Consider the following 13,587-nt stretch of genomic DNA (forward strand, 5'->3'; position numbering starts at 1 on the left):
GCGGAAGCGGCCGGCGGGGCGGGGTGTCTTGCCCGGCACTCCGCGCCGCGCACTTGCCATGGCTCGTGATGCAGTCTAATATTTGAAGCATAAAATATTTAGGCGTGATCTAGTGGCGGGCCGGCAATTCAGCCGGCGCGGCCGGCAGGAGGCAACAGATGCGAGTGCTTTGTATTGGCGGCGGCCCGGCAGGACTGTACTTCGGCCTGCTGATGAAACTGCAGGACCCGGCCAACGAGGTGATCGTGGTCGAGCGCAACCGGCCGTACGACACCTTCGGCTGGGGCGTGGTGTTCTCCGACGCCACCATGGACAACCTGAAACAGGCCGATCCGGCGAGCGCCGCCGAGATCAACGCCGCCTTCAACCATTGGGACGATATCGATATCCATATCGCCGGGCGCACCATCCGCTCCGGCGGCCATGGCTTTATCGGCATCGGCCGCAAGCGCCTGCTCAATATCCTGCAGGCCCGCTGCGAGGCGCTGGGCGTCAGGCTGGTGTTCGAGACCGATGTCAGCGACGACCAGGCGCTGGCGATGCAATACCAGGCCGACCTGGTGATCGCCTCCGACGGCCTGAACAGCCGCATCCGCACCCGCTACGCGCAGACCTTCCAGCCCGATATCGACACCCGCCAGTGCCGCTTTGTCTGGCTGGGCACGCACAAGCTGTTCGACGCCTTCACCTTTGCCTTCGAGAAGACCGAGCACGGCTGGTTCCAGGCGCATGCCTACCGCTTCGACGACAACACCTCGACCTTTATCGTCGAGACCCCGGAAGCGGTCTGGCGCGCCGCCGGCATCGACCAGATGAGCCAGGAAGAGGGCGTGGCGTATTGCGAGAAGCTGTTCGCGCGCTATCTCGACGGCAACAAGCTGATCACCAATGCGGCCCACCTGCGCGGCTCGGCGATCTGGATCCGCTTCCCGCGCGTGATCTGCCGGCAGTGGGTGCACTGGAACACCTTGCCCGACGGCCGCCGCGTGCCGGTGGTGCTGATGGGCGATGCCGCGCACACCGCGCATTTCTCGATCGGCTCCGGCACCAAGCTGGCGCTGGAAGACGCCATCGACCTGGCCGGAGAAATCCGCGGCAAGGGCCATGACGGGCTGCCCGATGCGCTGGCGCGCTACGAAGCCACGCGCGGCGTGGAAGTGCTGAAGATCCAGAACGCGGCGCGCAATTCTACCGAGTGGTTCGAGAATGTCGAGCGCTATGCGGGCAGCCTGCCGCCGGAGCAGTTCGCCTATTCGCTGCTGACGCGCTCGCAGCGCATCTCGCACGAGAACCTGCGCGTGCGCGATGCGGAATATGTGGCGCAGTTCGAGCACTGGCTCGCGCAACAGGCCGGCGTGCCGGCGCAAAGCCTGCAGCTGCGCGAGCACGAGCCGCTGCCGCCGATGTTCACGCCGTTCCGCGTGCGCGGCGTGACGCTGAAGAACCGCGTGGTGGTGTCGCCGATGGCGATGTATTCGTGCACCGATGGCGTGCCGGGCGACTTCCACCTGGTCCACCTGGGTTCGCGCGCGCTCGGCGGCGCCGGCATGGTGGTGGCGGAGATGACCTGCGTGTCGCCCGACGCGCGCATCACGCCGGGGTGCCCGGGTTTGTGGAACGACGCGCAGCGCGACGCCTGGCGGCGCATCGTCGACTTTGTGCATGCCAACAGCGATGCACGCATCGCCATGCAGATCGGCCACTCGGGCCGCAAGGGTTCGACGCAGCTCGGCTGGGAAGCGATGGACCATCCGCTGCCGGAAGGCAACTGGCCGGTGATCTCGGCCTCGCCGCTGCCCTACCTGCCGGGCGAATCTCAGACACCGCGCGAGATGACGCGCGCCGACATGGAGCGCGTGCGCGATGACTTCGTCGCCAGCGCGCGGCGCGCCGCAGAAGCCGGCTTCGACTGGCTCGAACTGCACTGCGCGCACGGCTACCTGCTGTCGAGCTTTATCTCGCCGCTGACGAATCAGCGTGAGGACGAATACGGCGGCTCGCTCCAGGCGCGGCTGCGCTATCCGCTGGAAGTGTTCAGCGCGGTGCGTGCGGTGTGGCCGCAAGACAAGCCGATGTCGGTACGGATCTCCGCGCACGACTGGGTTGAAGGCGGCATCACGCCCGACGATGCGGTGGAAATCGCGCGCGCCTTCAAGGCCGCCGGCGCCGACATGATCGACTGCTCGTCCGGCCAGGTCAGCCCCGACCAGGCGCCGGTCTACGGGCGCATGTACCAGACTCCGTTTGCCGACCGCATCCGCAACGAAGCGGGCATCGCCACCATCGCCGTGGGCGCGATCTTCGAGGCGGATCACGTCGATTCGATCGTCGCCGCCGGCCGCGCCGACCTGTGCGCGATCGCACGGCCGCACCTGGCCAACCCGGCGTGGACGCTGCACGAAGCGGCGCGCATCGGCTACCGCGATATCGCCTGGCCCAAGCAGTACCTGTCGGGCAAGCGGCAGCTGGAAACCAACCTCGAACGCGCGGCCGCGCAGGAGAAGCAGGGATGACGGGCAGCACAGCTTCACTGGCCGGGCGCCACGCGCTGGTCACCGGCGGCGGGCGCGGCATCGGCGCCGCGATCGCACGCAGGTTGCTGGCCGATGGCGCCAGCGTCACGCTGCTGGGGCGCGATGCCGGTACGTTGCAGGCAACGGTGCAGACGCTGCGTGAGCATGCCCCTGGAGGCGCCGTCGTGTCCTCTGTCACGGCCGATATCGCCGATGCCGACAGCGTGGCGCACGCCTTTGCCGCCGCCACCGAACAGGCGGGACCGGTGGCGCTGCTGGTCAACAACGCCGGCCAGGCGCACAGCGCGCCGTTCCTGAAGACGGACGCCGCGCTGTGGCAGCGCATGCTCGACGTCAACCTGACCGGCACCTTCCTGTGCACGCAGGCCGCGCTGCCGGCGATGCTCGACGCCGGCTGGGGCCGCATCGTCAACGTGGCCAGCACGGCAGGGCTGATCGGCTACGGCTATGTCAGCGCCTATTGCGCGGCCAAGCATGGGGTGATCGGCCTGACGCGCGCGCTGGCGCTGGAGACTGCCGCCAAGGGCGTTACCGTCAATGCCGTCTGCCCCGGCTATACCGAAACCGATATCGTGCGCGACGCGGTGGCCAATATCGTCGGCAAGACCGGCCGCACCGAAGCCGAAGCCCGCGCCGAACTGGCCGCGCGCAACCCGCAGCGCCGCCTGGTGCAGCCCGAGGAGGTCGCCGACGCCGTGGCGTGGCTGTGCCAGCCGTCCGCGGCCGCGATCACCGGGCAGGCCATTCCGGTGGCCGGCGGCGAGGTGATGGCCGGCTGAATCCGCACATAAACGAGAGAGAACCATGACAGAGATCGCACTCGACATGCGCCACCACAAGCGCAGCTTTGCCGGCTACGAGCCCAGGCATTTCCTGTGGTCGGTGTCGGACGACGGCAAGGTGGGCACCATCACGCTGAACCGGCCGGAGCGCAAGAATCCGCTGACCTTCGATTCCTATGCCGAGCTGCGCGACCTGTTCCGCGGGCTGTGCTACGCCAGCGATATCAAGGCGGTGGTGGTGACCGGCGCCGGCGGCAATTTCTGCTCGGGCGGCGACGTGCACGAGATCATCGGGCCGCTGACGAAGATGACGATGCCTGAGCTGCTCGACTTCACGCGCATGACCGGCGACCTGGTCAAGGCCATGCGCGCGTGCCCGCAGCCCGTGATCAGCGCCATCGATGGCATCTGTGCCGGCGCCGGGGCGATGATGGCGCTTGCGTCCGATATGCGGCTGGGTACGGCGCAGGCCAAGACCGCATTCCTGTTTGTGCGTGTCGGGCTGGCCGGCGCCGACATGGGCGCGTGCTCGCTGCTGCCGCGCGTGATCGGGCAGGGCCGCGCCAGCGAGCTGCTCTACACGGGCCGTTCGATGAGCGCGGAAGAAGGGCTGCAGTGGGGCTTTTTCAATGCGCTGCATCCGTCCGAGGCGGTGCTGGCGCAGGCGCAGGCGCTAGCCGTGCAACTGGCCGCCGGCCCGACCTTCGCCCACGGCGTGACCAAGAAGCTGCTGCACCAGGAATGGAATATGGGGCTGGACGAGGCCATCGAAGCCGAGGCCGAAGCCCAGGCCATCTGCATGCAGACGCGCGACTTCCGCCGCGCCTACGAGGCTTTCGTCGCCAAGTCGAAGCCTGTGTTCGAAGGCGACTGAGCCGGGGAGCCGCGATGTCAGACAAGACCTATCTCGACCTGCCGCTGTTCGACGACACGCACCGCACGCTGGAGCGCGAGCTCGATGCCTGGTGCGCGCAGCACCTGCATGTCGACCACAGCGATACCGACGCCGCCTGCCGCGCGCTGGTGCGCCAGCTCGGCGAAGCCGGCTGGCTGCGCTACTGCGTGCCGGCCGCGCACGGCGGCGCGTTGCCCGCGCTGGATTCACGCTCGCTGTGCCTGCTGCGCGAAACGCTGGCGCGCCACGACGGCCTGGCCGACTTTGCCTTTGCGATGCAGGGGCTGGGCTCGGGCGCGATCTCGCTGGCCGGCAGTGATGCGATCCGTGCGCGCTACCTGCCGCGCGTGGCCCGCGGCGAAGCGATCGCCGCCTTTGCGCTGTCCGAACCGGATGCCGGTTCCGACGTCGCCGCGATGCAATGCAGCGCGCGGCTGTCGGACGACGGCAGCCACTATGTGATCGACGGCGCCAAGACCTGGATCTCCAACGGCGGCATCGCCGATTTCTATTGCGTGTTCGTGCGCACCGGCGAGGCACCCGGCGCGCGCGGCATCTCGGCCTTCGTGGTCGATGCCGATACACCGGGCCTGACCATTGCCGAGCGCATCGACGTGATCGCGCCGCACCCGCTCGCCACGCTGCGCTTCGACAACTGCCGCGTGCCGGCAGGCAACCGGCTTGGCGAAGCGGGGCAGGGCTTCAAGGTGGCGATGATGACGCTCGATATCTTCCGCGCCTCGGTTGCCGCGGCGGCGCTGGGGTTCGGCCGCGCTGCGCTGGATGATGCGCTGGCGCGTGCCTGCGAGCGGCCGATGTTCGGCGGCGTGCTGGCCGACCTGCAGCTCACGCAGGCCGCCATCGGCGATATGGCCACCGCGATCGACGCGGCGGCGCTGCTGACCTATCGCGCCGCATGGCTGCGCGATGTGAAAGGCCAGCGCACCACCCGCGAAGCGGCCATGGCCAAGATGGTGGCCACCGAGAATGCGCAGCAGGTGATCGACCGCGCGGTGCAGATGTTCGGCGGCCTTGGCGTCAAGGTCGGCACGCGCGTGGAGAGCCTGTACCGCGAGATCCGCTCGCTGCGGATCTACGAGGGCGCCACCGAAGTGCAGAAGCTGATCATCGCGCGCGAGACGCTGGCCGGCCGCAAGGCCTGAGCGCCACCAGGAACTGCCGTACCGATACAGAGCAGACAGGAGACAAGCCATGGCGACCACAGCCCACCTCGATACCTTCGCGCGCGATCGCCTGCCGCCGCCAGATATGTGGCCGGTGTTCCGCTTCAATGCCGATACCGACTACCCGGAGCGGGTGAATGCCGCAGTGGAACTGGTCGACCGGCACGTGCGCGAAGGCCGCGGCGAGCGCATCGCCATCCGCCATCGCCGCGACGGACAGATCGAGACGGTCACGTATGCGCAGCTGGCGGCGCTGGTCAACCGCATCACCCATGTGCTGGCCGAGGACATGGGGCTGGTGCCCGGCAACCGCGTGCTGCTGCGCGGCCCCAACAACCTGATGATGGCCGCGAGCTGGCTTGCCACCATCAAGGCCGGCCTGATCGCGGTGCCGACCATGCCGCTGCTGCGTGCCAAGGAACTGAAGCAGATCATCGACAAGGCGCAGGTGAGCGCCGCGCTGTGCGATGCGCGGCTGCGGGATGAGCTCGACGCCAACCAGCAGGCGGGCGGCGAATACCACTGCCCGAGCCTGGCGCACGCGCTGTACTTCAACGGCGCAGGCGAGGACTCGCTCGAAGCCGCGATGGCGGGCAAGCCCGATACCGTCGACGCCTGCGACACCGCCCGCGACGATATCTGCCTGATCGCCTTCACCAGCGGCACTACCGGCCAGCCCAAGGGCACCATGCACTTCCACCGCGACGTGCTGGCGATGTGCGACCTGTTTCCGCGCCATGTGCTGCGCCCGCAGCCGGACGATATCTTCTGCGGCACGCCGCCAATCGCCTTTACCTTCGGGCTGGGCGGCATGCTGTGTTTCCCGCTGCGCATCGGCGCCAGCACCGTGCTGGCGGAGAAGCTGACGCCCGAGACGCTGCTCGAACTGATCCAGGACTTCCGCGCCACCATCGTCTTCACCGCGCCGACGTTCTACCGGCAGATGGCAACGCTGGCGCCACGCTATGACCTGTCCAGCCTGAAGAAGAGCGTGTCGGCCGGCGAGGCGCTGCCCGACGCCACGCGGCAAAGCTGGAAGGCGGCCACCGGCATCGAGATGACCGACGGCATCGGCGGCACCGAGATGATGCATATCTTTATCTCCAGCGCCGGCGCCGAGGTGAAGCCCGGCGCGATCGGGCGCGTGGTGCCCGGCTATGTCGCGCAGATCGTCGACGACAACATGCAGCCGCTGCCGCCGGGGCAGGTCGGCAAGCTGGCGGTGCAGGGCCCGACCGGTTGCCGCTATCTCGACGACCCGCGCCAGGCCAACTACGTCAAGGCCGGCTGGAACCTGCCGGGCGATACCTTTGTCGTCGACGAGGACGGCTATTACTTCTACCAGGCGCGCTCCGACGACATGATCATCTCGGCCGGCTACAACATCGCCGGGCCGGAAGTGGAGAGTGCGCTGATGCAGCACGAGGCGGTGGCCGAATGCGGCGTGGTCGGCGCGCCCGACGATGGGCGCGGCCAGGTGGTGATGGCCTACGTGGTGCTGCGCGAGGGCGTGGCCGCGGACGACGCCACCCGCACCGCGCTGCAGGAATACGTGAAGCGCCAGATCGCACCCTACAAGTACCCGCGCCGCATCGAGTTCGTGCCGGCGCTGCCGCGCACCGAGACCGGCAAGCTGCAGCGCTTCCGGCTGCGGCAGATGGCGCAGCAGGCGAATGACGCCAGCCCGGGTGGCAATGCCGCTCACAACAACAGCGCGGGGCAGCCATGAGTGAAGTCTTCCGCAACACCGTGCAGGTGCGCTTCAAGCACTGCGACGCGGCCGGGATCGTGTTCTACCCGCGCTATTTCGAGATGCTCAACGACCTGATCGAGGACTGGTTCGGCGAGGCGCTGGGCTGGCCCTTCGACGCCATGCATGGCGAGGGCCGCGCCGGTGTGCCGACCGCCGAGCTGGAGTGCCGCTTCCTGGCGCCGAGCCGGCTGGGCGAGGTGCTGACGCGCGAGCTGCGCGTGCTGCAGCTCGGCCAGTCCAGTTTTACCCTCGCCATCCGCTTCGCCGGCCCGCATGACGATACCCGGATGGAAGTGACGCAGCGGCTGGTCTGTGTCGACACCGGATCGATTGCGCCACAGCCGCTGCCCGAGGCAGTGCGCGAGGCCATGTCGGCCTACCTGGTCGCCAGCGCCTGAAGCCGCGCCAGACCCCCATATTCCATTCATTCCCACAGATACCAACAGGAAAGCACCATGAAGATCCTGCAGCCGCCCGACTGGGCGCCCCCGCGTGGCTACGCCAACGGCGTGCTGACCGAGATGCAGGTCGGCAGCCGCCTGATCTTTGTCAGCGGCCAGATCGGCTGGAACGGCAAGTGCGAGTTCGAGACCGACGATTTCGGCCTGCAGGTGGCGCAGGCGCTGCGCAATGTGGTCGCGGTGCTGGCCGCGGGCGAGGCGCGCCCGGAACATATCGTGCGCATGACCTGGTATGTGAAGGACAAGGCCGAATACGTCGGCGCCTATGGCGCCATCGGCGAGCATTACCGCGCTATCATCGGCCGGCACTTCCCGGCGATGACCGCGGTCGAAGTGTCCAACCTCGTCGAGCCGCGTGCCAAGGTGGAAATCGAGGTGACTGCCGTGGTACCGCCCCCGGCCTGACCGCAGAGCTACCGTCGAGTCGCATCGCAAGCCGGGTGGCAAGCCTGCCCCCGGCTCATGCAAGTCCTTGAAAACTTGAGAAATTGGGTGGCGCAGGATATAATTTGAAAGTTTCGCTTTCAGAACCCTTCACCCTAGCGCCAACCGCTTTCCACCTTCCGCCGCCCCCATCCGCGCAGCCTTTGCCAGCATCCGTTGGTGTGATGCAAAGAGCATGCAGCGACCGAGCCCGACCGCAACGGCGACACTGCCGCTGCCACCGCGCCGGATCCAGCCTGGGGGGCACGAGGCGTCGATTGGTCGGTCACGGGGTGAGTCCAGCAGGAGCCTACCCGTGTTACCGTCTTTCCCGTCCGCCATTCTCGCGCTAGCAGACGGCACGGTCTTTCGTGGCTATTCCATTGGCGCTTCCGGCCATACCATCGGTGAAGTGGTGTTCAACACCGCCATCACCGGTTACCAGGAAATCCTCACCGACCCGAGTTACTCGCGGCAGATCGTCACGCTGACGTATCCGCATATCGGTAACTACGGGGTCAATCCTGAGGATGTCGAAGCCACGAAAGTCCATGCCGCCGGCCTGATCATCAAGGATCTGCCGATCCTGGCCTCCAACTTCCGCAAGGAGCACACCCTCGCGCACTACCTGAAGCAGGAAAAGGTGGTGGCGATCGCCGGCATCGATACCCGCAAGCTCACGCGTATCCTGCGCGAGAAGGGTGCCCAGAACGGCTGCATCCTGGCCGGCGAAGACAATGTCCAGAAGGCCATCGACCTGGCCCGCTCGTTCCCCGGCCTGGCCGGCATGGACCTGGCCAAGGTGGTTTCGGTCAAGGAACCGTACGAGTGGACCCAGTCCGAATGGAAGCTGGGCGAGGGCTACGGCAAGCAGGACCAGCCGCAGTTCCACGTGGTCGCCTATGACTACGGCGTCAAATACAACATCCTGCGCATGCTGGCAGAACGCGGCTGCAAGGTGACGGTGCTGCCCGCGCAGGCGAGCGCCGCCGACGCGCTGGCGCTGAATCCGGATGGCGTGTTCCTGTCCAACGGCCCTGGCGACCCCGAGCCGTGCGACTACGCCATCGCCGCCACGCGCGAGTTCATCGAGCGCGGCATCCCGACCTTCGGCATCTGCCTGGGTCACCAGATCATGGCGCTGGCAGTTGGCGCCAAGACGCTGAAGATGAAGTTCGGCCACCACGGCGCCAACCACCCGGTCAAGGACCTGGACGATGGCCGCGTGGTGATCACGTCGCAGAACCACGGTTTTGCTGTCGATGCCGACACGCTGCCGTCGAACGTGCGCGTGACGCACAAGTCGCTGTTCGACGGTTCGCTGCAGGGCTTCGCGCTGACCGACAAGCCGGCCTTCTGCTTCCAGGGTCACCCGGAAGCATCGCCCGGCCCGAACGACGTGGCTTACCTGTTCGACCGCTTCATCCAGCAGATGACGGACGCGCGCAAGGCATCGCGCTAGTAAGCCAACACAAGAAGAGCAGCGCAGCCCTCACGGACACCCCATGAACGCCTTCATGCATACCGCTTTCGGCATCACCGACTTCTGGACCTATGTGCTGGGCACGATCTTCATCGTGCTGCTGCCGGGTCCGAACTCGATGTACGTGCTGTCGGTGGCGGCGCAGCGCGGCGTGCGCGCCGGCTACAAGGGCGCATGCGGGGTGTTCCTGGGCGACTTCGTGCTGATGGTGCTGTCGGCGGCGGGCGTGGCCTCGCTGCTCAAGGCCAGCCCGGCGCTGTTCTATGTGGTGAAGTACATCGGCGCGGCCTACCTGGCCTGGATTGGCTTCAACATGCTGCGCGGCGCGCTGCGCAACTGGGCGGCGCGCGGCGATACGGCCGCAGCCGCGGCGCCAGCGGCCCCGGCAGACCAGTCCGACCCGTTCCGCAAGGCGTTGCTGATCAGCCTGCTGAACCCGAAGGCGATCCTGTTCTTCATCTCGTTCTTCATCCAGTTTGTCGACCCGGCCTTCGCGTACCCGGTGCTGTCGTTCGGCGTGCTGGGTCTGGTCTGCCAGATCTGCAGCTTTGCCTACCTGACCACGATCATCTTCGTGGGCGCGAAGCTGGCCGAGGCGTTCCGGCGCCGGCGCCGCCTGTCGGCCGGCATGGCGAGCGGGGTGGGCGCGATGTTCATCGGCTTTGGCGCCAAGCTGGCGACTGCCACCATGAACTGAGCACAAGGCGTCGGACAAACTGACAATTTCGAATCCGGACGGATTCCCTGATTACCGGTGCGGCCCGCATGCAAGCGGGCCGGCCCATAAAGAGAGCGTGCAATGCCAAAACGCACAGACATCAAGAGCATCCTGATCATCGGCGCGGGCCCCATCATCATCGGCCAGGCGTGCGAGTTCGACTACTCCGGCGCCCAGGCCTGCAAGGCGCTGCGCGAGGAAGGCTTCAAGGTCATCCTGGTCAACTCGAACCCGGCAACCATCATGACCGATCCCAACACGGCCGATGTGACCTACATCGAGCCGATCACCTGGGAAGTGGTCGAGCGCATCATCGAGAAGGAGCGCCCGGATGCGATCCTGCCGACCATGGGTGGCCAGACCGCGCTGAACTGCGCGCTGGACCTGCACCGTCACGGCGTGCTGGACAAGTACAAGGTCGAGCTGATCGGCGCCTCGCCCGAGGCCATCGACAAGGCCGAGGACCGCCAGAAGTTCAAGGACGCCATGACCAAGATCGGTCTGGGTTCGGCCAAGTCTGGCATCGCCCACTCGATGGACGAAGCCATGGCCGTGCAGTCGCGCATTGCCCAGGAAACCGGCACCGGCGGCTACCCGATCGTGATCCGCCCGTCGTTCACGCTGGGCGGCAGCGGCGGCGGCATCGCCTACAACCGCGAAGAGTTCGAAGAGATCTGCAAGCGCGGCCTGGACCTGTCGCCGACGCGCGAGCTGCTGATCGAGGAATCGCTGCTGGGCTGGAAAGAGTATGAGATGGAAGTGGTCCGCGACAAGAAGGACAACTGCATCATCATCTGCTCGATCGAGAATCTGGACCCGATGGGCATCCACACCGGTGACTCGATCACCGTGGCCCCGGCACAGACGCTGACCGACAAGGAATACCAGATCCTGCGCAACGCGTCTCTCGCCGTGCTGCGCGAGATCGGTGTCGACACCGGCGGCTCCAACGTGCAGTTCTCGATCAACCCGAAGGACGGTCGCATGATCGTCATCGAGATGAACCCGCGCGTGTCGCGTTCGTCGGCGCTGGCCTCCAAGGCCACCGGCTTCCCGATCGCCAAGGTCGCGGCCAAGCTGGCCGTGGGCTACACGCTGGACGAGCTGAAGAACGAGATCACCGGCGGCGCGACCCCGGCTTCGTTCGAGCCGTCGATCGACTACGTGGTCACCAAGGTGCCGCGTTTTGCCTTCGAGAAATTCCCGCAGGCCGACAGCCACCTGACCACGCAGATGAAGTCGGTCGGTGAAGTGATGGCGATGGGCCGCACCTTCCAGGAATCGTTCCAGAAGGCGCTGCGCGGCCTGGAAGTGGGCGTGGACGGGCTGGACGAGAAGTCCGCCGACCGCGACGAAATCGTCGAGGAAATCGGCGAGCCGGGTCCGGACCGCATCTGGTACGTGGGCGATGCTTTCCGCATCGGCATGTCGCTGGAAGAGGTGTACCGCGAGACCGATATCGACCCGTGGTTCCTGGCCCAGATCGAGGACATCGTCAAGACCGAAGGCCTGGTCAAGGCGCGCACGCTGGACACCCTGTCGACCGCCGAGCTGCGTTTCCTGAAGCAGAAGGGTTTCTCGGACCGCCGTCTGGCAAAACTGCTGAAGACCGACGCCAAGGCGGTGCGCGAGGCGCGCATCGCCCAGAACGTGCGTCCGGTGTACAAGCGCGTGGACACCTGCGCGGCCGAGTTCGCCACCAACACCGCCTACATGTACTCGACCTACGAGGCCGAGCATGGCGAGTGCGAGGCGCAGCCGACCGACAAGAAGAAGATCATGGTGCTGGGCGGCGGCCCGAACCGGATCGGCCAGGGCATCGAGTTCGACTACTGCTGCGTGCACGCCGCGCTGGCGCTGCGCGAAGACGGGTACGAGACCATCATGGTCAACTGCAACCCGGAAACCGTGTCGACCGACTATGACACCTCCGACCGCCTGTACTTCGAGCCGCTGACGCTGGAAGACGTGCTGGAGATCGTCGCGATCGAGAAGCCGGTCGGCGTGATCGTGCAGTACGGTGGCCAGACCCCGCTGAAGCTGGCGCTGGACCTGGAAGCCAACGGCGTGCCCATCATCGGCACCAGCCCCGACATGATCGACGCGGCCGAAGACCGCGAACGCTTCCAGAAGCTGTTGCAGGACCTGGGCCTGCGCCAGCCGCCCAACCGCACCGCGCGTGCCGAGGACGAAGCGCTGCGCCTGGCCGAAGAAATCGGCTACCCGCTGGTGGTGCGCCCGTCGTACGTGCTGGGCGGCCGCGCAATGGAAATCGTGCACGAGCCGCGCGACCTCGAGCGCTATATGCGCGAGGCCGTCAAGGTGTCGAACGATTCGCCGGTACTGCTGGACCGCTTCCTGAACGACGCCATCGAGTGCGACGTCGACGCGCTGTGCGACGGCAAGCGCGTGTTTATCGGCGGCGTGATGGAGCACATCGAGCAGGCCGGCGTGCACTCGGGCGACTCTGCGTGCTCGCTGCCGCCGTACTCGCTGTCGGCCGAGACCGTCGCTGAACTGAAGCGCCAGACCGCCGCGATGGCCAAGGCGCTGAACGTGGTCGGCCTGATGAACGTGCAGTTCGCGATCCAGCAGAACAACGGCGTCGATACCGTCTACGTGCTGGAAGTGAACCCGCGCGCTTCGCGTACCGTGCCTTACGTGTCCAAGGCCACCGGCATGCAGCTCGCCAAGATCGCCGCGCGCTGCATGGCCGGCCAGTCGCTGGACGAGCAGGGCATCGGTGAAGAGGTCATCCCGCCGTACTACAGCGTCAAGGAAGCGGTGTTCCCGTTCAACAAGTTCCCTGGCGTCGACCCGGTGCTCGGACCTGAAATGCGTTCGACCGGCGAAGTGATGGGCGTGGGCAAGACCTTCGGCGAGGCGCTGTTCAAGAGCCAGCTGGCCGCGGGTTCGCGCCTGCCGGAGAAGGGCAACGTGCTGATCACCGTGAAGGACAGCGACAAGCCGCGCGCCGTCAGCGTGGCCCGCATGCTGCACGACATGGGCTACCCGATCATCGCCACGCGCGGCACCGCGTCGGCCATCGAAGCCGCCGGCATCCCGGTCAAGGTGGTCAACAAGGTCAAGGACGGCCGTCCGCATATCGTGGACATGATCAAGAACGGTGAGCTGGCGCTGGTGTTCACCACGGTGGACGAAACCCGCGGCGCCATTGCCGATTCGCGTTCGATCCGCACTTCGGCGCTGGCCAACCGCGTGCCTTACTACACCACCATCGCCGGCGCCCGCGCCGCGGTGGAGGGCCTGAAGCATATGCAGAGCCTGGAGGTCTATGACCTGCAGGGCCTGCACGCCTCGCTGGCGTAAGCCACGGCCCGCAAGTCAGGCAGG

10 protein-coding genes are annotated in these 13,587 nt (G+C 66.7%); all 10 read left to right on the top strand.

What is annotated here, in order from left to right:
* The first annotated feature begins 158 nt into the window (after window positions 1-158).
* The 10 genes from AB1I47_RS19750 (at window position 159) to carB (ending at window position 13,563) form a co-directional block, all read left to right on the top strand.
* Window positions 159-2,513: a bifunctional salicylyl-CoA 5-hydroxylase/oxidoreductase gene (locus AB1I47_RS19750; RefSeq protein ID WP_354685425.1), complete on the top strand. Its 2,355-nt coding sequence runs from the start codon at window positions 159-161 to the stop codon at window positions 2,511-2,513.
* Window positions 2,510-3,313: an SDR family NAD(P)-dependent oxidoreductase gene (locus AB1I47_RS19755; protein WP_354685426.1), complete on the top strand. Its 804-nt coding sequence runs from the start codon at window positions 2,510-2,512 to the stop codon at window positions 3,311-3,313. Before AB1I47_RS19750 ends, AB1I47_RS19755 begins: the two co-directional genes overlap by 4 nt.
* A 25-nt stretch (window positions 3,314-3,338) precedes the next feature.
* The gene (locus AB1I47_RS19760; protein ID WP_354685427.1) at window positions 3,339-4,190 is read left to right on the top strand and encodes an enoyl-CoA hydratase family protein; all 852 of its coding nucleotides are present in this window, start codon (window positions 3,339-3,341) and stop codon (window positions 4,188-4,190) included.
* 14 nt (window positions 4,191-4,204) lie between these two features.
* Window positions 4,205-5,374, top strand: coding sequence for an acyl-CoA dehydrogenase family protein (locus tag AB1I47_RS19765; protein WP_354685428.1), 1,170 nt, complete (start codon window positions 4,205-4,207; stop codon window positions 5,372-5,374).
* Between the two features lie 49 nt (window positions 5,375-5,423).
* Window positions 5,424-7,124: an AMP-binding protein gene (locus AB1I47_RS19770; protein WP_354685429.1), complete on the top strand. Its 1,701-nt coding sequence runs from the start codon at window positions 5,424-5,426 to the stop codon at window positions 7,122-7,124.
* A complete protein-coding gene (locus AB1I47_RS19775) occupies window positions 7,121-7,546 on the top strand; it encodes an acyl-CoA thioesterase (RefSeq protein ID WP_354685430.1) in 426 nt (141 codons plus the stop codon). The genes AB1I47_RS19770 and AB1I47_RS19775 overlap by 4 nt, the downstream gene beginning before the upstream one ends.
* 57 nt (window positions 7,547-7,603) lie before the next feature.
* Window positions 7,604-8,014 carry a RidA family protein gene (locus AB1I47_RS19780; protein WP_354685431.1) on the top strand — a complete coding sequence of 137 codons (411 nt, stop codon included), beginning with the start codon at window positions 7,604-7,606 and terminating at the stop codon, window positions 8,012-8,014.
* A gap of 334 nt (window positions 8,015-8,348) precedes the next feature.
* Window positions 8,349-9,494, top strand: coding sequence for a glutamine-hydrolyzing carbamoyl-phosphate synthase small subunit (gene carA / locus AB1I47_RS19785; RefSeq protein ID WP_354685432.1), 1,146 nt, complete (start codon window positions 8,349-8,351; stop codon window positions 9,492-9,494).
* 43 nt (window positions 9,495-9,537) lie between these two features.
* Window positions 9,538-10,212 carry a leucine efflux protein LeuE gene (gene leuE, locus AB1I47_RS19790; protein ID WP_354685433.1) on the top strand — a complete coding sequence of 225 codons (675 nt, stop codon included), beginning with the start codon at window positions 9,538-9,540 and terminating at the stop codon, window positions 10,210-10,212.
* A 102-nt stretch (window positions 10,213-10,314) separates the two neighbouring features.
* Window positions 10,315-13,563 (top strand): carbamoyl-phosphate synthase large subunit, encoded by a 3,249-nt coding sequence (carB, locus tag AB1I47_RS19795; RefSeq protein WP_354685434.1) that lies wholly within the window; start codon window positions 10,315-10,317, stop codon window positions 13,561-13,563.
* Window positions 13,564-13,587: the final 24 nt, after the last annotated feature.

Origin of the sequence: Cupriavidus necator (assembly GCF_040578825.1) — a bacterium.
Classification (GTDB): Bacteria; Pseudomonadota; Gammaproteobacteria; order Burkholderiales; family Burkholderiaceae; genus Cupriavidus; species Cupriavidus necator_E.

What these genes read in the sequence shown, in the direction of transcription:
- AB1I47_RS19750 (WP_354685425.1), top strand. Translation starts at nt 159, where the DNA reads ATGCGAGTGCTTTGTATTGGCGGCGGCCCGGCAGGACTGTACTTCGGC.
- AB1I47_RS19760 (WP_354685427.1), top strand. Translation starts at nt 3,339, where the DNA reads ATGACAGAGATCGCACTCGACATGCGCCACCACAAGCGCAGCTTTGCC.
- AB1I47_RS19755 (WP_354685426.1), top strand. Translation starts at nt 2,510, where the DNA reads ATGACGGGCAGCACAGCTTCACTGGCCGGGCGCCACGCGCTGGTCACC.
- AB1I47_RS19770 (WP_354685429.1), top strand. Translation starts at nt 5,424, where the DNA reads ATGGCGACCACAGCCCACCTCGATACCTTCGCGCGCGATCGCCTGCCG.
- leuE (WP_354685433.1), top strand. Translation starts at nt 9,538, where the DNA reads ATGAACGCCTTCATGCATACCGCTTTCGGCATCACCGACTTCTGGACC.
- AB1I47_RS19775 (WP_354685430.1), top strand. Translation starts at nt 7,121, where the DNA reads ATGAGTGAAGTCTTCCGCAACACCGTGCAGGTGCGCTTCAAGCACTGC.
- AB1I47_RS19765 (WP_354685428.1), top strand. Translation starts at nt 4,205, where the DNA reads ATGTCAGACAAGACCTATCTCGACCTGCCGCTGTTCGACGACACGCAC.
- AB1I47_RS19780 (WP_354685431.1), top strand. Translation starts at nt 7,604, where the DNA reads ATGAAGATCCTGCAGCCGCCCGACTGGGCGCCCCCGCGTGGCTACGCC.
- carB (WP_354685434.1), top strand. Translation starts at nt 10,315, where the DNA reads ATGCCAAAACGCACAGACATCAAGAGCATCCTGATCATCGGCGCGGGC.